The organism is Allobosea sp., assembly GCF_051860145.1.
Classification (GTDB): Bacteria; Pseudomonadota; Alphaproteobacteria; order Rhizobiales; family Beijerinckiaceae; genus Allobosea.
In genome coordinates this window covers 1-22,958 of sequence record NZ_JBHYEM010000020.1, presented here as the reverse complement: position 1 = coordinate 22,958, position 22,958 = coordinate 1, and the positions used below count along the sequence as shown (strand labels likewise).

Sequence of the window (22,958 nt, the reverse complement as noted above, 5' to 3'; positions counted from 1 at the left end):
TCACTATATATTGGACTGGACGGTCCAGTTCAAATTACAAAACCGTAAGTGTGGTATTGTGACGATGTCGACAGGCCTCGATCAGCCTACCCCCGCCCCTGCCCTTGCAAATGCAGCGCCAACTGAACGCGCGCGGCCCGACAAGCACTCCGCCATCGCCAGGGCCGCGGCCGAGACCTTCCTGGCCGAAGGCTTCGACCGGGCCAGCGTGGACCAGATCGCGCACAGGGCCGGCGTCTCGAAGCAGACCATATACAGCCATTTCGCCGACAAGGAATCGCTGTTCAAGGCGATCTGCGCCGAACTGACCGAGAAACTGACGATTCCGCTGCGCAGCCCTCCGGAGAAGGGCGGCGATCTCAGGACCGTCCTGACCCGTCTCGGCGACGACGCGCTCGCCATGATGCTCCATCCGGCGACGCTGGACCTGCACCGCCTCATCATGAGCGCCGCCGTGCGCTTTCCGGAACTGGGCAAGGCGGCCTACGAAGCCGGCGCCCATGGCATGATCACGGATCTTTCGGAGCTGCTCCTGCAGCGTTCACGATCCGGTGATGGCCTCGCCAGCGAGATCACCCCGGACGAGGCGCGGACCATGGCGGAGCAATTCGTCGGCATGCTGCGCGGCTTCCATCAGGTCCGTGCCCTGCTCGGCGTCGCCGCCCTCTCCGCCACCGAGCGAAAAGCCTATGTCCGCTCCTGCGTCGACAGGCTGCTGAACGGGGTTTGAAGACAAGCCGTCATTGTGAGCGAAGCGACGAATCCAGGCCGGCGCACTCCATCCCGCTGGATTGCTTCGTCGGCTGAAGCCTCCTCGCAATGACGGTAGCGGCCCAGTGCCAGACGTTCCGGAATGACGCTGGCGTTCCAATCTGAAACAGCCGGCCCTAATGGAAATCCCGCGAGCGCGGCAGCACCCTGACATTGCGCGGATGGGCCTGCTTATGCGCCGGAAGGCGCCCTTCCGGCGAAGGCTTGCCGACCTCGTCCGCCCGCGCCAGCGTCCGCTGCAGCAGCCCGCCGGACAGCTGCGCCAGTTCGCCCGTGCGATCCGCGATCCGGTTCGCGACGAGATGGGCGATGCCTTCCGCGCTGCGCTGGATGCGCCCCGAGACCAGCACGAGCCGCGCGCCCATCGCCTCGCGCCGGTAGCGCTCGAAGGTCTTGGGCCAGACCACCGCGTTGACGACGCCGGTCTCGTCCTCGATCGTCATGAACATCACGCCCTTGGCGCTGCCGGGCCGCTGGCGCACCGTGATGATGCCGGCGAAGCGGCAATGCGCGCCGTCGGCCAGCCGGGCGAACTCGGTGGCGCTCGCCGCCCCCTCGCCGCGGAAGAGCGTTCGCAGGAACTGCATCGGATGACCCTTCAGCGACAGGCGCAGATGCTGGTAATCGGCCACGACCTGCTCGGACTCGCGCATCAGCGGCAGCCGGGCCTGCGGCTCCTCGCCGAGCTCTGGATCGCCATTCGCCTCGAACAGCGGCAGAGCCGCGTCGTCCGGCAGCCGGCGCACCGCCCATAGCGCCTCGCGCCGCGACAGACCGAGCGAGCCGAAGGCGTCGGCATCGGCGAGCGCGACCAGTGCCCGCGTCGGCAGCTTGGCGCGCTGGGCCAGGGCCTCGACGCTCTCGTAATCCTGCTCGCGCTTCAGCATCAGCTTTTCGCCCAGCGCCTCGGACAGGCCCTCGATCTGGCGCAGGCCGAGCCTGATCGCGAGCGCGCCGTCCGCGCGCCGCTCCAGAGTGTTGTCATGGTCGCTGAGATTGATGTCGGCGGGCCTGATCTCGACCCCGGCCTCCTGCGCCGAGCGGATGATCTGCGCCGGCGCATAGAACCCCATCGGCTGAGAATTCAGCAGGGCGGCGTTGAAGGCGGCCGGGTGGTGGCATTTCAGCCAGGCCGAGGCATAGACCAGCAGCGCGAAGGAGGCGGCATGGCTCTCCGGGAAGCCGTATTCGCCAAAACCCTTGATCTGGTTGAAGCATGATTTGGCGAAAGCGGGATCATAACCGCGCGCCACCATGCGCCCGACCATCTTCTCCTCGAAGGTGTGGATCGTGCCGACATTGCGGAAGGTCGCCATGGCGCGGCGCAGGCCATTGGCCTCGTCATCGGTGAATTTCGCCGCCTTCATGGCGATGCTCATCGCCTGTTCCTGGAAGAGCGGAATGCCGAGCGTCTTTTCGAGCACCTTCTTGAGCTCGTCCTTGTCACCATGCTCGGGAGAAGGCGACGGATATTCCACCGGCTCGCCATTCCGCCGCCGCAGATAGGGATGGACCATGTCGCCCTGGATCGGGCCCGGCCGGACGATCGCGACCTCGATGACCAGATCGTAGAGCTTTCGCGGCCTCAGCCGCGGCAGCATGTTCATCTGCGCCCGGCTCTCGACCTGGAAGACGCCGATCGCCTTGGCCTCGCAGAGCATGTCGTAAACTTCCTGGTCGCCCTGCTCGATCGTCGCCAGCTCCTCGCGTTTCCCGCCATGGAGCGCGATCAGGTCGAAGGCTTTCCTGATGCAGGTCAGCATGCCGAGCGCCAGCACGTCGACCTTCATCATGCCGAGCGCGTCGATGTCGTCCTTGTCCCATTCGATGAAGCTGCGGTCCTTCATCCCGCCCCAGCCGATCGGCACGCAGTCGTCGAGCCGGCCGCGCGTCAGCACGAAGCCGCCGACATGCTGCGAGAGATGGCGCGGGAAGCCGATCAGCTGCGTCGCCAGCGCGACCGCCCGCGCGATCATCGGGTTGGCCGGGTCGAGCCCCGCCTGCCGGACATGGTTCTCGGGCAGGCCGTCGCCCCAGCTGCCCCAGACCGTGTTGGCGAGCGCGGCAGTGATATCCTCGCTCAGTCCCAGCGCCTTGCCGACCTCGCGGATGGCGCTGCGCGGCCGATAGCAGATCACGGTGGCGCAGATGCCGGCCCGGTCGCGGGTGTAGCGCTTATAGATGTACTGCATCACCTCCTCGCGCCGCTCGTGCTCGAAATCGACATCGATGTCGGGCGGCTCCTTGCGCTCCTCGGAGAGGAAGCGGGCGAAGAGCAGGTCGCTTTCCAGCGGATCGACCGACGTGACCCAGAGACAGTAGCAGACCGCAGAATTCGCGGCCGAGCCGCGCCCCTGGCACAGGATCGGCGGCTCCTGCGCGCGGGCGAAGCGCACGATGTCGTGGACCGTCAGGAAATAGCGCGCATAGCCGAGCCGCGCGATCATCGCGAGCTCCTTGCGGATCAAATCCTGCACCTTGCGCGGGATGCCGCCGGGATAGCGCCGCCAGGCGCCCTCCCAGGTGAGATGGCCGAGATGCCCCTGCGGCGTGCTGCCCGGCGGCACCGGCTCGTCGGGATATTCGTAGCGGAACTCGTCGAGCGAGAAGCGGCAGCGCGTGAGGAAGCGGGTCGTCTCGGCCACCATCTCCGGCGCGTGCCGGAACAGCCGCGCCATCTCCTCGGCCGGCTTGAGATGGCGCTCGGCATGGGCCTCCAGCATGCGCCCGGCCCGCTCGACCGGGACATGCTCGCGGATGCAGGTGACGACATCCTGCAGCACCCGGCGCTCCGGCAGATGATAGAGCACGTCGTTGATGGCGAGGCAGAGCACGCCCGCCCTGCCCGCCAAATCGGCGAGCCGGTCCGCACGCCGCCGGTCGTCGCCGCGATGCGGCATGTCGATGCCGAGCCAGAGCCGGCCGTGCGCGAATTCCGCGAGGCGGGCGAGCGCCGCCACGACCTCCGCATCCGGCCGCCGTTCCGGCAGCAGGATCAGCAGCAGCCCTTCCGCGAATTCGCGCAGGTCCTCCAGCGTGAGGATGCATTCGCCCTTCTTCTCGACCTTCATCTTGCCTCGGGTCAGCAGCCGGCAGAGCCGGCCATAGGCGGGTTTGTCCTGCGGATAGGCGAGCAGGTCCGGCGTGGCATCAGTGAAGACGAGCCGGGTGCCGACCACGAATCTCAGCCCCGTCCCGGTGATGCCCTGCTCACGCATCGCGGCATGGGCGCGCACCACCCCGGCCAGCGAATTGCGGTCGGCGATGCCGATCCCGGCAAGGCCGAGCTCTGCCGCCTGCGCGACCAGTTCCTCGGGGCTCGACGCGCCGCGCAGGAAGGAGAAATTCGAGGTCACGGCGAGCTCGGCATAGCGCGGAACCTGCGGCTCCGGCAGCGACGCCACCGACCGGTTGTCGTTGACCGCGCTCATGCGAACAGCCCGTGCATGAACCAGGGCGGATGCGCGATCCCGCCGCCATAGAGCCCGTCGCGATAGAGCCAGAAGCGCCGCCCGTCCGGCTGCTCGACCCGGAAATAGTCGCGCGTCGGGGCGAGGCTGCCGGTCGTCGCCCACCATTCGGCGGCGATCCGCTCCGGCCCCTCCGCCTTGGCCACGTCATGGACCGCGCGCCGCCAGCGGAAGCGCGTCGGCGGCCCGTCCGGGATCTCGGCGATGACCTCGATCGGCTCGGGTCGCGCCAGCAGGCGCAGCGGCCGCTCCGGCACGGCGCTCGGCCCGGGCCAGGGCGGCGACAATCCGAGCCGGGCCATCTCGCCATGGCGTAGCGCGGGAACCGCCAGCGCCGCGCGCTCGGGGACATGCGTGTCCTGCGACAGGAAGCGCCGCACCCGGCCGGGCCCGAGCCGGGCCGCCAGCGCATCGGCCACCTCCGCCAGCGCCCGTTCGGCCAGCGCCTCGTCCGGAACCTCGTCCCCGGCCCCGGTCGCAAGGGCCCTCTGGTCGAGCGCCAGCCGCTCCGTCGCGCCGGCCGAGAGCCGGATCAGGTCGAAGCCGAAGCCGGGGTCGAGCGGGTCGGCCAGCGCTTCGAGCTTGAGGGAGAAGAGCCGGTCGATCACCTTCGGATCGCGCAAGGGCATGCCGGCCTCGATGCCGAGGCGGCGCACCGCGCCGTCACTGCGGAAGAAGCTCGCCTCGAACAGTTTCGCGCCCTCGCCGCGCGCTTCCAGCATCTCGGACAGGCTGGCTTCCAGCCCTTGCAGGGCCAGCCGGATGCCGGCCTCATGCGCCAGGGGCTCGGCGAAGCGCCGCTCAGCCATGCAATCCGGCAGCGGCCGGCGCGGCGTCAGCGCCTCCGGCAATCGGCCGAGCGCCTGGTCGAGCCGGTCGAGCAGGTCGCGGCCGAAACGGACGGCCAGCGGCGCGCGCGGTCGCGTCTCGATATCGACGACATGGGTGAGGCCCATGCGCGCGAGCCCGTGCTGGCGCGCCGCCTCGATCCCGAGCGCGGCGACGGGCAAGGGCCGCAGGGCCTCAGTCTCCTCGCCCGGGGACACGATGCCGCCCGCCCCGTAGCGCGCCACGCCCCAGGCAGCCCGCGGGGTTCCGGCGATCGCGGCGCGCAGCGTAAAACCCTGGCGCTTCAGCCGGGTCAGGCAATCGCGGCCGAGCGCGGCCTCGCCGCCGAAGAGATGGGCGCAGCCGGAGATGTCGAGCAGCAGGCCGTCCTCGCCGTCGAGCGCGACCAGCGGCGTATAGCGGTCGCACCAGTCGGCGATGGCGCAAAGCAGCGCGGCGTCGGCGGCGGGCTCTTCCTCGATCACGACGAGATGCGGGATCATCGCCCGCGCATCGGTCAGCGCCATGCTCGCATGCAGGCCGAGGCGCTCGGCCTGCCCATCGAGAGAGGTCAGCCGGAACGCGCCCTTCTCCTTGCCCACCACAACAAGAGGACCAGCATCATCCGCTTGCCCGCCTTGCTGCGGGCCAGGCCTCGGCGACGTTCCCGGAGCGGATGCGTCCTGGCGCCGCCTGATCCGATCGACGGGCAGGCGCGGGAACCAGAGCGACAGGAAGCGGCTCGATGAAACTATACGCATGAGGATCCCACTCCATCACCCACTGCCCCGTCGCCCCGTGCCGGTTGCGCAGGACGCTGACCGAAAAGCTCGGCCGGCCCGGCCCATGCGCCCGCATCCGCCCCGCCGAGGGCGCCGCCGAAACCGCCCAGCGGATCGTCGCCGCGCTCGGCGCGAAACCGCTCCCCAGCCGCAGCAGGAAAGCCGTCGCTCCGGCCTCCCGCGCCGCCAGGACCAGCCGCCGGCTGGCGGTGAGGTCGAGGCAGGACGGCTGGCCCGCGATCTCGATCACCACCGCGCCGATGCCCGAGCGGCGGTCGTTGCCGCGCGGAAAGGCGTCGCCGGCCGCCTTCAGCACCGAAAGCGCATCGCGCCCTCGCACCGACAGCACCCGGCCGGGATCGAGCCCGAACGCGGCCAGCCCCGGCGCATGGAGTTCCCCGCCCTCGGCCCCGGCGGAATCCTGCCGCAGCCAGACGAGCGGCCGGCGCCCGAGCCGGGCGACCAGCCCGGCGACGAATCCGGTCGCGGCCGGGCTCTGATGCGAAGCCGCCACGACCTCGTGCAGGGCGTGACGGCGCAGCGGGCCCAGCGCCGCATCGGCCGCCGCGTGGCCGAGGCTGAAGCTTGCCTCCCCGCCAAGCGACGAAGCGGCGCTGTCCAGTCCGGCAATGCTCCGCCGCAGCGCGGCGATGGCATGATCGCTCACGTCTTGGCACTCCAAATGTTCCTATTTTGTTCTTTATGACTCCGCTTGCCGAAACGAGTCAACAGCCTCCGCTTCCGCGTCATTGCGAGCACAGCGAAGCAATCCAGGAGGGCTCGCGCGACGGCCTGGATTGCTTCGGAGCTCACGCTCCTCGCAATGACGGGGCAGGCCCGTCCACAGCCGGCGACACTGCTGTCACGGCCCTGTCATCTGGCGCCGATACCGGTTTGGCCCAGCAAGAGAGCCACAGCTCCGGACGGCGCTCTGCGATGTCCGGGCATCACCATGCCCGCTCCGTGATGGAAAGACATTCATGCTGCGTATCGAAGGCCTGACCAAGCGCTTCAGCGGCAAGGCCGCCGTGGACAATGTCTCGCTGTCGATCCCGAAGGGCGAGATGGTCGGCGTCATCGGCCGCTCCGGCGCCGGCAAGTCGACCCTGCTGCGCATGCTCAATCGCCTGGCCGAACCGAGCGACGGCCGCATCGTCTGCGAGGAGCGCGACGTCACCGCGCTGAAGGGCGCCGATCTCCGCGCCTGGCGCCGCGACACCGCGATGATCTTCCAGCAGTTCAACCTGGTCGGCCGCCTCGACGTGCTGACCAATGTCCTGCTCGGCCGGCTCAACCACCGCTCGGCCGTCCTGACGCTGGTCAAGAATTTCTCGCAGGACGACAAGATCCGCGCCATCGCCGCGCTCGAGCGCCTCGATATGGGCCATCTCTTGGCCCAGCGCGCCGAGACGCTCTCGGGCGGCCAGCAGCAGCGCGTCGCCATCGCCCGCGCCCTGGTGCAGGAGCCGAAAGTGATCCTCGCCGACGAGCCGATCGCCTCGCTCGATCCGCGCAACACCCAGGTCGTGATGGATGCGCTGTTCCGCATCAATCGCGAAGACGGGATCACCGTGATCTGCAACCTGCACGATCTCGATATCGCGGCGAAATATTGCGACCGGCTGATCGGGATGACCGGCGGCAAGGTCGTCTTCGACGACGTGCCGCAGGCGCTCACCCGCGAGGTCGCGGCCGAGCTCTACGGCATCGAGGCCAAGGACGCCGGCGCCGAGGCGCTCGATGCGCTCGACGCCATCGCCCTCGCCGAGTCCAAGCGCGCCAGACAGAACGTCGCCTGAACCGGCAGGACGCCGGGGCGGGAACGCATACGCCTGCAAGCAACAATCAGCAGAGACCAACAGGAGCCACCATGCTGACCCGTCGTCATACCCTCACGCTCGCCGCCGCCGGCCTCGCCGCCGCGCTCGCCACGCCCGCCTTCGCGCAGGACTGGAAGGCCAAATATCCCGAGCTGATCTTCGCCATCATCCCGTCCGAGAACGCGTCGGGCGTCGTCGAGCGCTACACCCCCTTCGTCAATTATCTGGCGAAGGAACTCGGCACCAAGGTCACCCTGCGCATCGCCAATGACTATGCCGCGATCATCGAGGGCCAGCGCGCCGGCAACATCCATATCGGCATGTACGGCCCGGCCTCCTTCGCCCGCGCCCGCATGACCGGCGCCAAGGTCGACGCCTTCGCCATCGAGACCAATCTCGACGGCACCAAGGGCTATCACTCGGTCTTCTATGTGAAGAAGGATTCGCCCTACCAGAAGGTCGAGGACCTGAAGGGCAAGAATCTCGGCCTGGTCGATCCGAACTCGACCTCCGGCAACAACGTGCCGCGCTTCGTGCTCGACGGCATGAAGATCGAGCCCGAGACCTTCTTCGGCAAGGTCGTCTATACCGGCAGCCACGAGAACGCGGTGATCGCGCTCGGCCAGGGCACCGTCGACATCGCCGCCAACTGGTGGAACGACGAGCAGGAATCGAACCTGCTGCGCATGGCCCGCAAGAACATGGTCAAGGCCGAGGATTTCCGGATCATCTACAAGTCCGAGCAGATCGTGAACTCGCCGATGGCCTATCTCACCGACCTACCGGACGAGCTCAAGGCCAAGATCCGCGACGCCGTCCTCAACCTCGCCACCAAGGACAAGGTTGCCTTCGACAAGATCTATGAAGGCAAGCAGGGCCCGCTCGTCGCCGTCGACAACGCCGCCTATGACCCGATCATCGAGCTGAACAAGTTCGTCGACGCCCTGCGCAAGAAGAAGTCGTCGTAAGCTTCTGACAGCCGTCATGCTCGGGCTTGACCCGAGCATCTCCTGATCGAGATTCTCGGGTCTGCGCTTCGCTCCGCCCGAGAATGACGCCCTTGTCCCGGATCGGCCGCCGCCGATCCGGTGACTTCACGCAAGCGCCATTCCCATGACCCTCGCCATAGACCGCAACGACCCCGCCATTCGCGCCCATGCCGATCTCTATCGGCGCGAGATGGGCGCGAAGCGGCTGCGCACCTTGCTCGGCGCCGCGATCTTCATCGCCTGCGTCGTCCTCGCCGCGATCGGCTCAGAGGTCGATCCCGCGAAATTCGCGCAGAACGCCTGGCGCTTCCCGAAATACATCCTCGAGACCCTGCCGACCTTGCGCCTCGGCTCGCTCGGTGCCGATCTCAAGGAATGGTACTGGGGCCTGAACGGCTGGCTGAAATTGCTCTGGCAGACCCTGCTGATCGCTTATATCGGCACCGTGCTCGGCGCCATCGGCGGCTTCCTGCTCTGCTTCGTCGCGGCCGCGAACCTGGGCAAGTCGAGTTGGCTGCGCTGGGGCACCCGCCGCTTCCTCGAATTCTGCCGCACCGTTCCCGAGATCGTCTTCGCGCTGATCTTCGTCATCGCCTTCGGGCTCGGCCCGCTGCCCGGCGTGCTCGCCATCGCCATCCACACCATGGGCGCGATGGGCAAGCTCTTCTCGGAAGTTGTCGAGAACATCGACATGAAGCCGGTCGACGGCATGACGGCCGTCGGCGCCGGCTGGTGGCAGATGGTGCGCTTCGCCGTCGTGCCCCAGGTGCTCTCCAATTTTGCCAGCTATGCGCTGCTGCGCTTCGAGATCAATGTCCGCGGCGCCTCGATCATGGGCTTCGTCGGCGCCGGCGGCATCGGCCAGGACCTGATCGAAGCCATCCGCAAGTTCTATTTCACCGATGTCAGCGCCATCCTGCTGCTGATCATCGTCACCGTCATGCTGATCGATTACGGCACCGAGCGCCTGCGCCATGCCCTGCTCAGCCTGGAGCAGCGCCCATGAGCCTCGCCTTGTCCGCCACCGAGCGCGCCGATCTCGTCGCCCGCCACCAGGCCGCCATCGACGGCTCGCTGAAGACGCGCCTCATCACCATCGCCGTCATCGCCGGGCTTCTGGGCCTCTTCCTCTACGGGCTGACGACGCTCGAGGTCTCGTTCTGGAAGATCATCACAGGCCTCGGCAATCTCGGCACCTTCGTGGTGCTGATGCTGCCGCCCGATCCCGGCTCCGCCGCCCGCGCCCTGATCTTCGTCAAGGCGCTGTTCGAGACGATTGCAATCGCCTTCCTTGGCACGATCCTCGCGGCGATCCTCGCCTTTCCGCTCGGTTTCATTGCCGCCAGGAACGTCGTCGCCAACCGCGTCGTGCATTTCTTCGCGCGGCGCTCGCTCGACACGGTGCGCGGCGTCGATGCGCTGATCTGGGCGCTGATCTGGGTCAATGTCGTGGGGCTTGGCCCCTTCGCCGGCATGCTGGCGATCATGACCAGCGATCTCGGCGCTTTCGGCAAGCTCTATTCGGAGGCGATCGAAGCCGCCGACCGCAAGCCGGTCGAGGGCGTCACCTCCTCGGGCGGCGGCAAGTTCCACGAGATCCGCTTCGGCCTGATCCCGCAGGTGCTGCCGGTCATCGCCAGCCAGGTGCTGTACTACATCGAATCGAACACCCGTTCCTCGACCATCATCGGCATCGTCGGCGCCGGCGGCATCGGGCTCTATCTCGCCGAGACCATCCGCACGCTGGAATGGCAGCAGGTCTCCTTCCTGATCCTGCTGGTGCTGGCCGCCGTCACCGCGATCGATTTCCTGTCGAGCAAGCTGCGCTTCGCCATCATCGGCAAGCGGGCGGTGTGAGAGGCAAGCTCGTCATGCTCGGGCTTGACCCGAGCATCTCATGACCAGCGAGAGCCTCCCGAGAGATGGCCGGGTCAAGCCCGGCCAAGACGCCAGGCCGTTCCCTCACTCCGCGAAGGGCTCCACCACCATCTCCATGCGCTCGCCGGCGAAGACGCTGCTGACCAGATGGATCGGCGTCAGGTCGGGCAAGGCATCGATCGCCAGCGAGACCATCACCGCCGCCCCCGGCTCGATCCGCAGCAAGTCAGCCTCGCGCTCGCTCGCCAGCCGCGCCGTGAGCCGCGTCGAGAGGCGCACGTAATCGTCAATGCCATAGGCCTTGAACGCCGCCGTCATCGAAGCGCCGGCTGCGCGGAACGCCGTGTCGAAGCCGGGAAACCTGGCGACCGAGAGCCAATGGATGCCCGTCCCCATCGGCGTACCATCACCGCGGCTCAGGCCCTCGACCCGCCACAGCGCCGCGCCTTCCTGCAGGCCGAGCGCCTCGCAGGTCTCGCCATCCCCCACGATCTGCGCCGTCGACAGCGTCTCGCTTGATCCGACGACGCCGAGCTTGCCGAAATTGGCGCGCATGCTGACGCGCCGGCCGATGCGGTAGGGGAAGCGCGGCGTCGTCACCTGCGTGCCGCGCCCGCGCGAGACGCTGACCAGCCCGCGCTCGGCGAGATGCCGGAAGGCCTGGCGCACCGTGTGCCGATGCACTCCGTAACGCTCCGCCAGCGCCAGCGAGGAGGGCAATGTCGCCCCCTCCTCATAGTCGCCACGCCCGATCGCCGCCTCGATCTCGTCGGCGATGCGCCGCCATGCCGTGGCGGCTTCGCCGGCCTGCGTGGCTGCCTGGGTCCGCGTCATCAAAGTTTCATCCAAAATGTATAGACCTTTCGCCGTGACCAGCCTAATATAGTCTAGACATTAGATGCTGACCAGAGAGCGATGATGTGATGAGCGGCTCGACACCAAAACAGCCAAGCCCACGACAGCAATGGCTGGCGACCCTGGCCCGGGCTTCGCGCGCCGAGATCGAGAGCCTGGCCGGCAGCCTTGCGGCCTTGCCGGAGCACGACGTGCTCAAGGCGCCCGAGACCGGGACCGTGATGGTCGAGGGCCGCGCCGGCGGCGCCGGCCGCCGCTTCAATCTCGGCGAGGCCACCGTGACGCGCTGTGTCGTGCGTCTCGAGGACGGCACCATGGGCTTTTCCTATGCGCTCGGCCGTGACGGCCGCAAGGCGCGCCTCGCCGCCGTGATCGACGGGCTTTTGCAGGGCGAAGCCGGGCCGCTGCGCAACGGCGTCGCCGCGCTCGCTTCACGCCAGCAGGCGGCGCGCGAACTCGCCTCGCGGAAAGCCGCCGCCACCAAGGTCGATTTCTTCACTCTGGTCAGGGGCGCGTGATGCGGAACGATACGCTCATCGGGGCCGGCTTCGCCGACCCGGTCTTCCAGTCGCAGGCGGCCTTTCGCGGCCTGCTCGCGGCCCTGTCGGAACCTGGCCTCGTCCGGGAGGTCGCGGCCGGCTTCGTCGCCCCCGCCGGGCTCGAGCCCGCGACCGCCATCGCCCTGCTGACGCTGGCCGATTACGAGACGCCGATCTGGCTGCCGACTGACCTGCGTAACGGCCCGGCCGGCGCCTGGCTGCGCTTCCATTGCGGCGCGGCGCTGGTCGACAGCCCGGCGGACGCCGCCTTCGCCGTACTGGCCGGCACCGCGGACGCCCCGGCGCTTTCCGCCTTCAGCCCCGGCAGCGACCAGTTCCCCGACCGCTCGACCACGGTGATCGTGCAATGCGCCGGCCTCGACGGCGGCGCTGCGCTCACCCTGACCGGCCCCGGCATCGCGGGTCACCGCGAGATCACGCCGCAGGGCCTGCGCCCCGGCTTCTGGGCCGAGATCGCGGCCAATGCCGCGCTCTACCCGCTCGGTATCGACCTCATCCTCAGCCATGGCGAGGCCGTCATCGGCCTGCCGCGCTCGACGCAGATCCGGGAGGCCCGCTGATGCAAATCCGGGGAACCAACTAATGTATGTCGCGGTCAAGGGCGGCGAGGCCGCCATCCTCGCTACGCACGACCTCGTCGCCGAGGCGCGGCGCGGCAACGAGGCCGTGCCGGAACTGTCCGTCGCGCAGATCCGCGAGCAGATGGGGCTCGCCTGTTCCCGCGTCATGAACGAAGGCTCGCTCTACGACCCCGATCTCGCGGCGCTGGCGCTGAAACAGGCGCAGGGCGACGCGATCGAGGCCGCCTTCCTGATGCGCGCCTATCGCACCACCCTGCCGCGCTTCGGCTCCTCCGAACCGGTCGATACGGCAAGGATGGCGATCCGCCGCCGCGTCTCGGCGACCTACAAGGACCTGCCGGGCGGCCAGGTGCTCGGCCCGACCTATGACTACACGCATAGGCTGTTCGATTTCGCGCTGATGGATACCCCTGAGGTCATGGTCGGGCTTGACCCGACCATCTCGGGACAAGAAGGCGCCGCCATCGCGAACGCGGCAGGAGATGCCCGGATCAAGCCCGGGCATGACGTGAAGCCGCTCGACGCCACCATGCCGCGCGTGCCCGACATCCTTGGCGCCGAAGGGCTGATGGAAGAGGAAAGCCCGCCGCAGGGCGATCCGCGCCCCTTCGACCTCACCCGCGAGCCGGTCTCCTTTCCGGCCGACCGCGACGTCCGGCTCCAGGCGATGGCGCGCGGCGACGAGGGCTTCATGCTCGGCCTCGGCTATTCCGTGCAGCGCGGCTACGGCAACACCCATCCCTTCGTCGGCGAGGTCCGCGTCGGCGAGGTCTCGGTCGAGTTCGTGCCCGAGGAGCTCGGCTTCGCGGTCGATCTCGGCGAGATCACCCTGACCGAATGCCAGATGGTCAACCAGTTCGCCGGCTCGAAGGATGTGCCGCCGCAATTCACCCGCGGCTACGGCCTCTCCTTCGGCCATAGCGAGCGCAAGGCGATGTCGATGTCGCTGGTCGACCGCGCCCTGAAGGCCCGCGAATTCGGCGAGGCCGTCACCTATCCGGCGCAGCAGGACGAGTTCGTGCTCTACCACTCCGACAATGTCGAGGCGGCCGGCTTCGTCGAGCATCTCAAGCTGCCGCATTATGTCGATTTCCAGGGCGAGCTCGAACTGATCCGCCGCATCCGCAAGGAGCGGGAGCAGCGCCTGGCCCGCGAACAGAACGAAGAGCTGCCGGAGGCCGCGGAATGACCCTGCACCAGACGTTCCCCGGCGACGACGCAAAGCCGGCTTACAACTATGCTTATCTCGACGAGCAGACCAAGCGGATGATCCGCCGCGCCCTGCTCAAGGCGGTCGCGGTGCCGGGCTATCAGGTGCCGTTCGGCTCGCGCGAGATGCCGCTGGCCCGAGGCTGGGGCACCGGCGGCATCCAGATCACCGCCGCGATCATCGGCCCCGAGGATGTGCTCAAGGTCATCGACCAGGGCGCCGACGACACCACCAACGCCGTTTCGATCCGCCGCTTCTTCGAGCGCACCGCCGACGCCACGACCACTGAGGCGACGCACGAGGCCACCATCATCCAGACCCGCCACCGCATCCCCGAGGCTCCGCTCAGGGCCGGGCAGGTCATGGTCTACCAGGTGCCGCAGCCCGAGCCGCTGCGGAAGCTCGAACCGCGCGAGGCCGAGACGCGCAAGATGCACGCCTGGGCCGAATACGGGCTGATGCAGGTCAAGCTCTACGAGAACATCGCCCGCTTCGGCGAGGTGACGACGACCTATGACTATCCGGTCGATGTCAACGGCCGCTACGTCATGGCGCCCTCGCCCATCCCGAAATTCGACAATCCGAAGATGCACATGTCGCCGGCCCTCCAGCTCTTCGGCGCCGGCCGCGAGAAGCGCATCTATGCGGTGCCGCCCCATACCAGCGTGCGCAGCCTCGATTTCGAGGACCATCCCTTCCGCATCCAGAGCTGGAGCGAGCCCTGCGGGCTCTGCGGCGCGACGGATTCCTATCTCGACGAAGTCGTCACCGACGACCAGGGCGGGCGCATGTTCGTCTGCTCCGATAGCCACCATTGCGAGACCCGGCGCACTGAGGGCCATCGCGGCGCCATGCTGGCCGATGCATCCGCCCTCCATCTCGTCGACGACAAGCAGGCTGCCAAGGACGAGGTTTCGAAGTCATGACCCAGCATGTCTCCCCGCAAAGCCTCGGGATCGATCCGGATCCGCTGCTCTCCGTCGCCGGCGTCAGCCGCTTCTATGGCGAGCGCATCGGCTGCACCGAGGTCTCCTTCGATCTCTGGCCGGGCGAGGTGCTCGGCATCGTCGGCGAATCCGGCTCGGGCAAGTCGACCCTGCTGCGCTGCCTCGCCGGCATCGACCAGCCCGACGAGGGCGAGGTGCTGTTCCGCGGTTCGGGCCAGCCGCTCGACATCTATTCGGTCGCCGAGCAGGAGCGCCGCCGCCTGATGCGCACGGCCTGGGGCATCGTCCACCAGAACCCGCGCGACGGCCTGCGCATGGACGTCTCGGCCGGCGGCAATGTCGGCGAGCGCCTGATGGACCGCGGCGACCGGCATTACGGCAAGATCCGCGAGCGCGCGCTCGACTGGCTGACCCGCGTCGAGATCGCCAGGGAGCGCATCGACGACCGCCCGCGCCAGTTCTCCGGCGGCATGCAGCAGCGCCTGCAGATCGCCCGCGTGCTGGTCTCGGAGCCGAAGCTCGTCTTCATGGACGAGCCGACCGGCGGCCTCGACGTCTCGGTCCAGGCGCGCCTGCTCGATCTGCTGCGCGTGCTGGTCCGCGATCTCGGCCTCGCCGCGATCATCGTCACGCATGATCTCGCCGTCGCGCGCCTGCTCACCGACCGGCTGATGGTGATGAAGGACGGCCGCGTCGTCGAGCAGGGCCTGACCGACCAGGTCCTGGACGACCCGCACCACGCCTATACGCAACTGCTCACCTCGGCGGTGCTCAGTGTGTGAGAGACCGACAGTTCCCCCGTCACACTCGCGTCACCCCGAGCCGGCAAGGCACTGACACCATGACCACGATGATTCACGTCGAGAACGTCGCCAAGACCTTCACCCTGCACAATCAGGGCGGTGTCCGGCTGCCCGTCTTCGACAATGTCAATTTCAGCGTCGAAGCCGGCGAGGCGCTCGTCCTGGCGGGCGCTTCCGGCGCCGGCAAGTCGAGCCTGCTGCGCATCCTCTACGGCAATTACCGGCCGACCTCCGGCCATATCCGCATCACCCATGCCGGGCGCGCCATCGACATCGTCGCGGCCGTGCCGCGCACGGTGCTCGACATCCGCCGGCGCACGCTGGGCTTCGTCTCGCAGTTCCTGCGCGTGATCCCGCGCGTCACGGCGCTCGACATCGTGCGCGACCCGCTGCTGGCGCGGGGCGTCTCGGCCGATGAGGCGAGCGAGCGCGCCAGCGCGATCCTGGCCAGGCTCAACCTGCCGGAGCGGCTCTGGCATCTCGCGCCCGCCACCTTTTCCGGCGGCGAGCAGCAGCGCGTCAACATCGCCCGGTCCTTCGTCGATCCGGCGCCGATCCTGCTGATCGACGAGCCGACCGCCTCGCTCGACGCCGCCAATCGCGACGTCGTGGTTGACCTGATCGCCGAAGCGCGCGCAAACGGCTCTGCCATCGTCGGGATCTTCCATGACGAGGCGGTGCGCGAGGCCGTCGCCACCCGCTATCTCGACATCACCGCTTTCCGGAAGGCCGCCTGATGCAGACCGTCCTCACCAATGCCCGGCTGATCCTGGAGAACGAGGTCGTCACCGGCACCATCGCCTTCGACGAGACCGGCATCACCGCGCTCGACCAGGGCCGCTCGCAGCTTCCCGGCGCGATCGATGTCGGCGGCGACCATGTCGCGCCGGGCCTCGTCGAGATGCATACCGACAACATGGAAAAGCACTTCATGCCGCGGCCCAAGGTCTTCTGGCCGAACGGGCTCGCTGCAGCGCTGGTCCATGACGCCCAGATGGCCGCCGCCGGCGTCACCACCGTCTATGACGCCGTCTGTGCCGGCACGCCCTTCTCGGCCAAGGACTACCGCAAGGACATCTTCGCCGACGTGATGAAGGCGCTGCGCGAGGGCCGCCGCGAAGGCGTCTTCCGCATCGACCACCGCATCCACATGCGCTGCGAGCTGACCAGCCCGGACCTGATGCGCGATATCGAGCCCTACCAGGACGACGATCTCGTCCAGCTCGTCTCGCTGATGGATCACACGCCCGGCCAGCGCCAGTGGCGCGACATCCAGCATCTCAAGACCTACGCCATGGGCAACGGCAAGACCGAGTCCGAGTTCGAGGAGGACGTCGCCGTCCGCCAGTCGGAGGGCCAGGCCAATGTGCCGCGCAACTGGAGCGCCGTGGTCGAGATGTTCCGGACGCGCGGCATCCCGATCGCGACCCATGACGACACCACGATCGACCATGTCGAGGCCGGCATCGCGTCCGGCGCCGTGATCTCGGAATTCCCGACTACGATCGAGGCGGCGGCAGCCGCCAAGCAGCGCGGCCTCGCCACCATCGCCGGCGCGCCGAACGTGGTGCGCGGCGGCTCGCATTCCGGCGGCGTCTCGGTCTCCGAGCTTGCCGAGAAGGGCCTGCTCGATGGGCTCTCCTCCGACTATGTCCCGGCGAGCCTGCTGCAGGCCGTGCTCAAGCTCAACGCCGCCCATGGCGTCGCCCTGCCCGAGGCCATGGGCATGGTGACCTGGAAGGTCGCCGACATCCTCGGCCTGAAGGATCGCGGCCATCTCAAGCCGGGCCTGCGCGCCGACCTGATCCGCTTCAGGACGCTCGGCGCGACGCCGGTGGTCAATGCCGTCTGGTCGAAGGGCGAGCGCGCATTTTGAGCACGCCGCGCTACGCCATCTATTACACTCCCGCCGCCGACAGCGCGCTCTGGCGCTTCGGCAGCGCCGTGCTGGGCTATGACGCCGTCACCGGCGCGGAGGTGCCTGCGCTGGTTCCGCCCGGCTGCGATACCGATCGCTGGCCTGACCTCACCGAGGAACCGCGCCGCTACGGGTTCCACGCCACGCTGAAGGCCCCCTTCGAGCTGGCGACCGGCCGCAGCGAGGGCCAGCTCCGCGCCTTCACCCATAACTACGCCGCCGGGCTCGAGCGTGTCGAGCTCACCGGGCTCTCGGTCACGGCGCTGGGCTCCTTCGTGGCGCTGACGCCGTCGACCGAAAGCCCGGCGCTGCAGCGCTTCGCCTTCGCCCTCGTCCAGGCCTTCGAGCCCTTCCGCGCGCCGCTCTCCGAGGCCGACATGGCGCGTCGCCTCAAGCACCCGCTGACGCCGGCGCAGCGCGCCTATCTCGAAGCCTATGGCTATCCCTATGTCGGCGACGCCTTCCGCTTCCACATGACCCTGACCGGTTCGCTGCCGATCGAACACGGCCCATCCACCCGCAACGCGCTGGCCGATGCCTATGCGCAGGCAGTACCAGCCGGACCGGCTGGGCCGGTCGCGATCGACCGCATCGCGCTGTTCCGGCAGGAGAGCCGCGACAGCCACTTCCGCCTGCTCGACAGTTTCCCGCTGGCTTGAAGCAGAGATGCGGCCCCGTTCGTCTTCAGCCCTCACCGTCATTGCGAGGAGCGAAGCGACGAAGCAATCCAGAGAGACTGCGCGAGACCCTCTGGATTGCTTCGCTGCGCTCGCAATGACGGTCAGCGCGCGACCTGCGGCCCGGCGCAAGGACGACGGCTCAGCTCCGCTCGAGCGGGCTCAGGCCGGTCAGCAGCGCGATGAATTCGCCCGCCGCCTCGGCCACGCTGCGATCGTTCTGGATCGAGACCAGCGCGGCGCGCTCCGTCGCCAGCGGCGCCTCGCGGGCGAGACGGGCCGCGATATCCGCCTCGCTCTCGCGCCCGCGCGCCGCCAGCCGCCTGGCGAGCACCGCGTTCGGCGCGGTGATGTTGACCACCACCGCACGCCCGACCAGCCGCTCGGCCTCCGGGATCGTGCCGCGCGAGATATTGGCGATCACCACCTGGCCGCCGGCGATGCCGATCAAGGCCGCCGCCGGAATGCCGTAACAGAGCCCATGCGCGCGCCAGCTCAGCGCCAGTTCGCCGCGCGCCTTCGCCGCGTCGAAAGCGGCCTCGTCGCAACTGTCATGGTCCTCGGCGCCGGCCATCGCGGCACGCGTGATCAGGCGGCGTGCGAAGGCGAAGCGCCCGTCGCCGGCGAGCGCGGCGCGGGCCGCATCCATCAACGTGTCTTTTCCGGCTCCGGACGGCCCCACCACGAGCACGAGCGCGCCTCGCGTCTCGCCCGGCGCTTCGATTTCAATCTGTGAGGATAACGACATGGCGGGCAAAACTTTGGCGGGCAAGAAACTCGGACCTGAACCCCTGATCGACCCGACCGCGCATGTGCGACAGGCCACGCTCGGACGCTACACCGAGATCGGCGCGCGCACATCCTTCGTCGAGTCGAGCATGGGCGACTATTCCTATGTCGTGAACGACTCGAATGTCATTTACACGACAATCGGCAAGTTCTGCTCGATCGCGGCGATGACCCGGATCAACCCGGGCAACCACCCGATGCAGCGCGCCAGCCAGTCGCATTTCACCTACCGCGCCAGCGCCTATTTCGAGGATGCGCAGGACGATGCCGAGTTCTTCGCCTGGCGCCGCTCGACGCCGGTCACCATCGGCCATGACGTCTGGATCGGCCATGGTGCGATCATCCTGCCCGGCCGCTCGATCGGCACCGGCGCGGTGATCGCGGGCGGCGCCGTCGTCACCAAGGACGTGCCGGCCTACACCATCGTCGCCGGCAACCCGGCCAGGCCGATCCGCCGGCGCTTCCCGGAGGATATCTCCGAGCGGCTGATCGCGCTCGCCTGGTGGGACTGGGAGCATGCGGCCTTGCGCGCGGCCCTGGACGACTTCCGCACCCTCCCGGTCGAGGCTTTCCTGGAGCGCCACGAACAGGCGGCGTGACGGAACCAATTTCCGTCATCGACGGTTCATGTCCACGGCGATAACCTTCGCCCCGGATGCGCGAACCGGGCGGAATGACCCGTCCGGCGCGCGGCTCTACCAGCGGGCTCCATCCCGTAGGAGATGACCACCATGACCAAGACAAAGCTTGCTCTCGCCGCCAGCGTCTTCGCGCTCGCCGGCGGTTTCCTCCTCCCCGTCACGACGCCGGCCCAGGCGCTGACGATGCAGGAATGCAGCACGAAATATAACGCCGCCAAGACCGCGAACTCGCTCGGCGGCCAGTCCTGGAACGACTTCCGCAAGGCCCAGTGCGGCGAGGGCGCGACCCCGGCCCCGGCCGCGGCAGCCGCCCCGGCCGCTCAGCCCAAGCCTGCGACCGCGGCGCCCGCGGCCCCGGCCCGCACCACCGCCACTGCCCCGGCGACCGCGCCGGCCCGCGCCGGCAATGTCGTCTTCCCGAGCAGGATCGACCCGAAATACGCCTCGGAGACCGCCGGCAAGCAGCGCTTCAAGACCTGCAACGACCAGTACAACGTCAACAAGGCCAATGGCGGCAATGGCGAGCTGAAATGGATCCAGAAGGGCGGCGGCTATTACAGCCAGTGCAACGCCAAGCTGAAGGGCGCCTGATCGCGCCAAGTCCCGGCGTCGCTCCCGGCCTCAGGGTTCGGGCAGCGGCGACCCTTGCCAGAGCCTGAGCCGCCCGAGCAGATCGACGAGCTGCGCCTGGTTGCGCGTGCCGGTCTTGGCGAAGACCAGCTTGATCTGCGTGCGCACCGTCTCATGCGTGCAGTTCAGCGCGGCGGCGACATCGACCAAGTTGAAGCGCTCCATCAGGGCATTGGCCAGCCGCGCCTCGGATAGCGTGAGCTGGAAGGCCGCCTGCAGATGCTCGACAGCCGGCACGGCCCGGTCGTTGAGATCGCTGACCAGCAGCATCGCATAGGCCGGGGCGAAGGCGCCGAGCGCGCCGCCGCGCAGGCGCACCGCCCTGAACAGCAGCGGCAGGGCGCCCGGCTGCGGCACGATGACGGGCCGGTGCGCGGCGGCGTCCGGCGTCAGGTCCGGCCAGATCGCCGCATCGATATGGCGCTGCAGCGGCTCGCTCGCGGCATGGGCGAAGCGGATGCGGCCCTGCCGGAGCTGGAAGGCGCGCCCGACCATCGCCTCGGCGCCGCGATTGAGCTTCACCACCCGCCCGAAGCGGTCGATGAACAGGCAGGCGCCCGACAGCGCCTCGGCCGCCTCCATCGCGCCGTCGAGCCGCATATAGTCGAGCCGCCGCGCCAGCGCCGCGGCGCGCGAGGCGATGGCGCCGATCCGGTTCAGCCGCTCCTGCTCCTCGGCCAGGAACGGCCCCGTCGTCATGCTGCGCTGCAGGGTCAGGCACCAGAGGTCGTCCTCGGAGCCGACCTTCAGCCCGGCGAACCAGCCAAAGCCCATCGGCTGCAGCAGCTCGGCGTAGTAAGGCATGCGCCCCATCGCCTCGGGCGTCACGATGTCCTGGTCGACGAAGATGCCGCGCTGCTTCATCAGCGGGATGCCGGCATAGCGGAAATCCTGCTGGTACCAGCCCTCCTTGACGTAACGCTCGGCGAGCTCGCCCATCTCCTGTGTCGGCAGGATGAAGGGCCCGCGCCCCTCGACCGTCAGCAGCGCCGCCCCGCGCGCGCCGGAGCCTTTCGCCAGCATGTCGAGCGCCGCGACCCAGGCATCGGGCTCCGTCGCCGCATCGAGGAACATCGTCTCGGCGCGGGCCAGGAAATCAGTGTCCAAGCGCGGCCTCGTGATCTGGGCGTCGCATGGCGGGCTCGGTCATCGCTCCGGGCGGATCGGAGGGACATGTTAACCATATGTCGCCGCCGCTTGGAATGCCGCAGCGGCAGGTATCCCTACTCCGCCCCTTTCGCCACCGCCTGACGCAGCCGGGCGACGGCCTCCTCGGCGGCCGCCTTCAGCGCGATGTCCTGCGTCGCGGCCTCGGCCTCGATGCGGGCGATCAGCGCCGCGACGGTGACCTCGCTGCCGCCCGCCACCAGCTTCAGCACCGCGTTCGACAGGAGATTGGGCCAGAGCGCCGCGCCGCCCTTGGCCAGCCCCTTGGCCTTGCGGCCCTCGAATTCGCGGGCGAGCTGCTCGGGGGTCTTCTTCGCCATGACGGTCTCCGTTTGGGTCGATTTCAGCCCTCCTATCACGGCTCGCGCCAAAATCCCCGCCGGCAATGCCCTGTCTGCAAGGCCGATCCACCGGCATCGCCGTTGCGCGCGGCCGCGGCGCGGTGCAGGAGCGGGCCGCCCCCTCGCGCCCCGTTCAGGACGACCACCATGCCCCTGCCCTCCCGCGCGCTCGTCGCCGCCCTCGCCCTGCTGCTCGCCAGCCTTCAGGCCGCCTCCCCGGCCTCGGCGGCGATCACCGACCCGGAGATGACCTACGCCGCCTATCTCAGGAGCCCCGCCTCCGGCGCTCACAAGCCGAGGACCGCCCCGAACCGGGAGGCCGCCCAGGCCGAGGCCAGGCTGAAATCCTTCTGCGCCGCCAACCCGAGGATGAAGGCGATGGACGCGGAAATGACGGTGATGGGGGATTGAGGGGAGCCGCCGACCGCGCTCGCCGCGCTGGAGCCCGCTGTCTTTGGACAGGATCGCGGCGTCATTCCGGGGCATTGCGCAGCAATGAGCCCGGAACCCAGAACCGCTGCCGAGCATCGCATGGAGCGCAACGCGCGCGCATTGTTTGCCAGAGTCGGCGGTTCTGGGTTCCGGGCTCGCCCCTGCGGGCCGCCCCGGAATGACGAACTGGTTTCGCGTAAGATCAGCACGCCCTAGCCGCCCGGCCGCATCTCGTCGATCGCATCCATCTGCGCCTTGTGCCGGGTGATCCGCCGCGTGGCCTCCGCCCAGGCCTCCTCGACGCCGAGGCCGGAGAGGCGCAGCTTCATCCATTCGTGGAAGGTCGCCCGCTCCTCCTCGCTGAGGATGTCCTGTATGAAATGGGTGGTGCAGGCGAAATCCGCCGGCCCGGTGCAGGCCTTGGCCCGCCGGCACTCCTTGCGATCGCACCAGCGCCAGACCTGCAGGATCGTCGCGAACCGGCGCAGCATGATCGGCCGCTCGCGCTGATAGCGCTCGAACTCCTCGCGGGTCGCGCCTCTATGGTCGGGATTACGGGGCATGGGGGGTCCTCCAGTTTGCCTCCTTCTCCCCTCGGGGGAGAAGGTCCGGTAGGGGATGAGGGTGGCGTGACTGGGTGAGCCGTCCTTCCCTCATCCGTCAGCGCTTCGCGCTGCCACCTTCTCCCCCGAGGGGAGAAGGGATCGCGCCAAGCGTCGTCCCCGCCCGCGTGCCTGCACGCGGGCGTTGTCACAAGTGAGGGGCAGCGGAGCGCCGCGAGGCGCGTGGGTATCGGTCCGCGTCCATTGAGCCAGGACGCGGCGCGGATGGATTGAGCCACCATCCGCACGCCCCGTGGCGCTCCGCCA

At 68.6% G+C, this 22,958-nt stretch carries 24 protein-coding genes; 16 read left to right on the top strand and 8 right to left on the bottom strand.

Features of this window, described 5'->3' with window-relative positions; genetic code table 11:
* The first annotated feature begins 10 nt into the window (after positions 1-10).
* On the top strand, positions 11-730 hold the full coding sequence (locus ACTIF2_RS23050) for a TetR/AcrR family transcriptional regulator (RefSeq protein WP_439499464.1): 720 nt from the start codon (positions 11-13) through the stop codon (positions 728-730).
* Positions 731-887: 157 nt separating this feature from the next.
* Here the strand turns inward: ACTIF2_RS23050 and ACTIF2_RS23045 are convergent, their stop codons facing one another.
* Genes ACTIF2_RS23045 through ACTIF2_RS23035 form a run of 3 tightly spaced genes read right to left on the bottom strand, consistent with a single transcriptional unit; the run spans position 888 to position 6,518 of the window.
* A complete protein-coding gene (locus ACTIF2_RS23045; RefSeq protein ID WP_439499463.1) occupies positions 888-4,202 on the bottom strand; it encodes an error-prone DNA polymerase in 3,315 nt (1,104 codons plus the stop codon).
* Positions 4,199-5,674 carry a Y-family DNA polymerase gene (locus ACTIF2_RS23040; protein ID WP_439499462.1) on the bottom strand — a complete coding sequence of 492 codons (1,476 nt, stop codon included), beginning with the start codon at positions 5,672-5,674 and terminating at the stop codon, positions 4,199-4,201. Before ACTIF2_RS23040 ends, ACTIF2_RS23045 begins: the two co-directional genes overlap by 4 nt.
* Positions 5,675-5,690: 16 nt before the next feature.
* Entirely contained in the window at positions 5,691-6,518 is an 828-nt protein-coding gene (locus tag ACTIF2_RS23035; RefSeq protein WP_439499461.1) for an ImuA family protein, read from the bottom strand.
* 313 nt (positions 6,519-6,831) lie between these two features.
* Here ACTIF2_RS23035 and phnC point away from each other — a divergent pair, with 313 nt between their 5' ends.
* From phnC to phnE (ACTIF2_RS23015), 4 genes are all read left to right on the top strand, one after another.
* The gene (gene phnC / locus ACTIF2_RS23030) at positions 6,832-7,650 is read left to right on the top strand and encodes a phosphonate ABC transporter ATP-binding protein (RefSeq protein WP_439499460.1); all 819 of its coding nucleotides are present in this window, start codon (positions 6,832-6,834) and stop codon (positions 7,648-7,650) included.
* A gap of 71 nt (positions 7,651-7,721) precedes the next feature.
* Complete coding sequence (gene phnD / locus ACTIF2_RS23025; RefSeq protein ID WP_439499459.1) at positions 7,722-8,639, top strand: phosphonate ABC transporter substrate-binding protein; 918 nt, start codon at positions 7,722-7,724, stop codon at positions 8,637-8,639.
* A 145-nt stretch (positions 8,640-8,784) separates the two neighbouring features.
* Entirely contained in the window at positions 8,785-9,666 is an 882-nt protein-coding gene (gene phnE / locus ACTIF2_RS23020; protein ID WP_439499458.1) for a phosphonate ABC transporter, permease protein PhnE, read from the top strand.
* On the top strand, positions 9,663-10,517 hold the full coding sequence (gene phnE / locus ACTIF2_RS23015) for a phosphonate ABC transporter, permease protein PhnE (RefSeq protein ID WP_439499457.1): 855 nt from the start codon (positions 9,663-9,665) through the stop codon (positions 10,515-10,517). Before phnE (ACTIF2_RS23020) ends, phnE (ACTIF2_RS23015) begins: the two co-directional genes overlap by 4 nt.
* Positions 10,518-10,622: 105 nt before the next feature.
* On the opposite strand, the gene phnF is transcribed toward phnE (ACTIF2_RS23015), so the two are convergent.
* Positions 10,623-11,372, bottom strand: a complete 750-nt coding sequence (gene phnF / locus ACTIF2_RS23010) for a phosphonate metabolism transcriptional regulator PhnF (RefSeq protein ID WP_439499456.1) — start codon at positions 11,370-11,372, stop codon at positions 10,623-10,625.
* Between the two features lie 89 nt (positions 11,373-11,461).
* Between phnF and phnG the strand changes: the two genes are divergently transcribed.
* The 8 genes from phnG to ACTIF2_RS22970 are packed head-to-tail and all read left to right on the top strand — an operon-like array spanning position 11,462 to position 18,071.
* Positions 11,462-11,911, top strand: a complete 450-nt coding sequence (phnG, locus tag ACTIF2_RS23005; RefSeq protein WP_439499455.1) for a phosphonate C-P lyase system protein PhnG — start codon at positions 11,462-11,464, stop codon at positions 11,909-11,911.
* Complete coding sequence (gene phnH / locus ACTIF2_RS23000) at positions 11,911-12,513, top strand: phosphonate C-P lyase system protein PhnH (protein WP_439499454.1); 603 nt, start codon at positions 11,911-11,913, stop codon at positions 12,511-12,513. The genes phnG and phnH overlap by 1 nt, the downstream gene beginning before the upstream one ends.
* A 22-nt stretch (positions 12,514-12,535) precedes the next feature.
* Positions 12,536-13,723 (top strand): carbon-phosphorus lyase complex subunit, encoded by a 1,188-nt coding sequence (locus tag ACTIF2_RS22995; RefSeq protein WP_439499453.1) that lies wholly within the window; start codon positions 12,536-12,538, stop codon positions 13,721-13,723.
* Positions 13,720-14,670 (top strand): alpha-D-ribose 1-methylphosphonate 5-phosphate C-P-lyase PhnJ, encoded by a 951-nt coding sequence (locus ACTIF2_RS22990; protein ID WP_439499452.1) that lies wholly within the window; start codon positions 13,720-13,722, stop codon positions 14,668-14,670. Before ACTIF2_RS22995 ends, ACTIF2_RS22990 begins: the two co-directional genes overlap by 4 nt.
* A 29-nt stretch (positions 14,671-14,699) precedes the next feature.
* Positions 14,700-15,473, top strand: a complete 774-nt coding sequence (gene phnK / locus ACTIF2_RS22985) for a phosphonate C-P lyase system protein PhnK (RefSeq protein WP_439499508.1) — start codon at positions 14,700-14,702, stop codon at positions 15,471-15,473.
* Positions 15,474-15,532: 59 nt separating this feature from the next.
* Positions 15,533-16,231: a phosphonate C-P lyase system protein PhnL gene (phnL, locus tag ACTIF2_RS22980; protein WP_439499451.1), complete on the top strand. Its 699-nt coding sequence runs from the start codon at positions 15,533-15,535 to the stop codon at positions 16,229-16,231.
* Positions 16,231-17,370: an alpha-D-ribose 1-methylphosphonate 5-triphosphate diphosphatase gene (locus ACTIF2_RS22975; RefSeq protein WP_439499450.1), complete on the top strand. Its 1,140-nt coding sequence runs from the start codon at positions 16,231-16,233 to the stop codon at positions 17,368-17,370. The genes phnL and ACTIF2_RS22975 overlap by 1 nt, the downstream gene beginning before the upstream one ends.
* On the top strand, positions 17,367-18,071 hold the full coding sequence (locus ACTIF2_RS22970; RefSeq protein ID WP_439499449.1) for a DUF1045 domain-containing protein: 705 nt from the start codon (positions 17,367-17,369) through the stop codon (positions 18,069-18,071). Before ACTIF2_RS22975 ends, ACTIF2_RS22970 begins: the two co-directional genes overlap by 4 nt.
* A 160-nt stretch (positions 18,072-18,231) precedes the next feature.
* Here the strand turns inward: ACTIF2_RS22970 and phnN are convergent, their stop codons facing one another.
* Positions 18,232-18,837 (bottom strand): phosphonate metabolism protein/1,5-bisphosphokinase (PRPP-forming) PhnN, encoded by a 606-nt coding sequence (phnN, locus tag ACTIF2_RS22965; protein ID WP_439499448.1) that lies wholly within the window; start codon positions 18,835-18,837, stop codon positions 18,232-18,234.
* A gap of 13 nt (positions 18,838-18,850) precedes the next feature.
* Here phnN and ACTIF2_RS22960 point away from each other — a divergent pair, with 13 nt between their 5' ends.
* Both ACTIF2_RS22960 and ACTIF2_RS22955 read left to right on the top strand, forming a co-directional pair.
* On the top strand, positions 18,851-19,477 hold the full coding sequence (locus ACTIF2_RS22960; RefSeq protein WP_439499507.1) for a transferase hexapeptide repeat family protein: 627 nt from the start codon (positions 18,851-18,853) through the stop codon (positions 19,475-19,477).
* 123 nt (positions 19,478-19,600) lie between these two features.
* Entirely contained in the window at positions 19,601-20,110 is a 510-nt protein-coding gene (locus ACTIF2_RS22955; RefSeq protein ID WP_439499447.1) for a hypothetical protein, read from the top strand.
* Positions 20,111-20,140: 30 nt separating this feature from the next.
* Here the strand turns inward: ACTIF2_RS22955 and ACTIF2_RS22950 are convergent, their stop codons facing one another.
* A complete protein-coding gene (locus tag ACTIF2_RS22950) occupies positions 20,141-21,256 on the bottom strand; it encodes a helix-turn-helix transcriptional regulator (RefSeq protein WP_439499446.1) in 1,116 nt (371 codons plus the stop codon).
* A 116-nt stretch (positions 21,257-21,372) separates the two neighbouring features.
* Entirely contained in the window at positions 21,373-21,636 is a 264-nt protein-coding gene (locus ACTIF2_RS22945; protein ID WP_439499445.1) for a hypothetical protein, read from the bottom strand.
* Positions 21,637-21,804: 168 nt separating this feature from the next.
* On the opposite strand from ACTIF2_RS22945, the gene ACTIF2_RS22940 reads away from it, so the two are divergent.
* The gene (locus ACTIF2_RS22940) at positions 21,805-22,068 is read left to right on the top strand and encodes a hypothetical protein (RefSeq protein ID WP_439499444.1); all 264 of its coding nucleotides are present in this window, start codon (positions 21,805-21,807) and stop codon (positions 22,066-22,068) included.
* A 233-nt stretch (positions 22,069-22,301) separates the two neighbouring features.
* On the opposite strand, the gene ACTIF2_RS22935 is transcribed toward ACTIF2_RS22940, so the two are convergent.
* The gene (locus tag ACTIF2_RS22935; protein ID WP_439499443.1) at positions 22,302-22,652 is read right to left on the bottom strand and encodes a hypothetical protein; all 351 of its coding nucleotides are present in this window, start codon (positions 22,650-22,652) and stop codon (positions 22,302-22,304) included.
* Between the last annotated feature and the right edge of the window lie 306 nt (positions 22,653-22,958).

Excerpts from the sequence above, each read along its gene's own strand:
- phnE (WP_439499458.1), top strand. The coding sequence starts at position 8,785 with ATGACCCTCGCCATAGACCGCAACGACCCCGCCATTCGCGCCCATGCC.
- ACTIF2_RS22945 (WP_439499445.1), bottom strand. The coding sequence starts at position 21,636 with ATGGCGAAGAAGACCCCCGAGCAGCTCGCCCGCGAATTCGAGGGCCGC.
- phnD (WP_439499459.1), top strand. The coding sequence starts at position 7,722 with ATGCTGACCCGTCGTCATACCCTCACGCTCGCCGCCGCCGGCCTCGCC.
- phnG (WP_439499455.1), top strand. The coding sequence starts at position 11,462 with ATGAGCGGCTCGACACCAAAACAGCCAAGCCCACGACAGCAATGGCTG.
- phnL (WP_439499451.1), top strand. The coding sequence starts at position 15,533 with ATGACCACGATGATTCACGTCGAGAACGTCGCCAAGACCTTCACCCTG.
- ACTIF2_RS22975 (WP_439499450.1), top strand. The coding sequence starts at position 16,231 with ATGCAGACCGTCCTCACCAATGCCCGGCTGATCCTGGAGAACGAGGTC.
- phnH (WP_439499454.1), top strand. The coding sequence starts at position 11,911 with ATGCGGAACGATACGCTCATCGGGGCCGGCTTCGCCGACCCGGTCTTC.
- ACTIF2_RS22990 (WP_439499452.1), top strand. The coding sequence starts at position 13,720 with ATGACCCTGCACCAGACGTTCCCCGGCGACGACGCAAAGCCGGCTTAC.
- ACTIF2_RS22955 (WP_439499447.1), top strand. The coding sequence starts at position 19,601 with ATGACCACCATGACCAAGACAAAGCTTGCTCTCGCCGCCAGCGTCTTC.
- phnC (WP_439499460.1), top strand. The coding sequence starts at position 6,832 with ATGCTGCGTATCGAAGGCCTGACCAAGCGCTTCAGCGGCAAGGCCGCC.
- ACTIF2_RS23045 (WP_439499463.1), bottom strand. The coding sequence starts at position 4,202 with ATGAGCGCGGTCAACGACAACCGGTCGGTGGCGTCGCTGCCGGAGCCG.
- ACTIF2_RS22940 (WP_439499444.1), top strand. The coding sequence starts at position 21,805 with ATGCCCCTGCCCTCCCGCGCGCTCGTCGCCGCCCTCGCCCTGCTGCTC.
- ACTIF2_RS22935 (WP_439499443.1), bottom strand. The coding sequence starts at position 22,652 with ATGCCCCGTAATCCCGACCATAGAGGCGCGACCCGCGAGGAGTTCGAG.
- phnN (WP_439499448.1), bottom strand. The coding sequence starts at position 18,837 with ATGTCGTTATCCTCACAGATTGAAATCGAAGCGCCGGGCGAGACGCGA.
- ACTIF2_RS22995 (WP_439499453.1), top strand. The coding sequence starts at position 12,536 with ATGTATGTCGCGGTCAAGGGCGGCGAGGCCGCCATCCTCGCTACGCAC.
- phnE (WP_439499457.1), top strand. The coding sequence starts at position 9,663 with ATGAGCCTCGCCTTGTCCGCCACCGAGCGCGCCGATCTCGTCGCCCGC.
- phnF (WP_439499456.1), bottom strand. The coding sequence starts at position 11,372 with ATGACGCGGACCCAGGCAGCCACGCAGGCCGGCGAAGCCGCCACGGCA.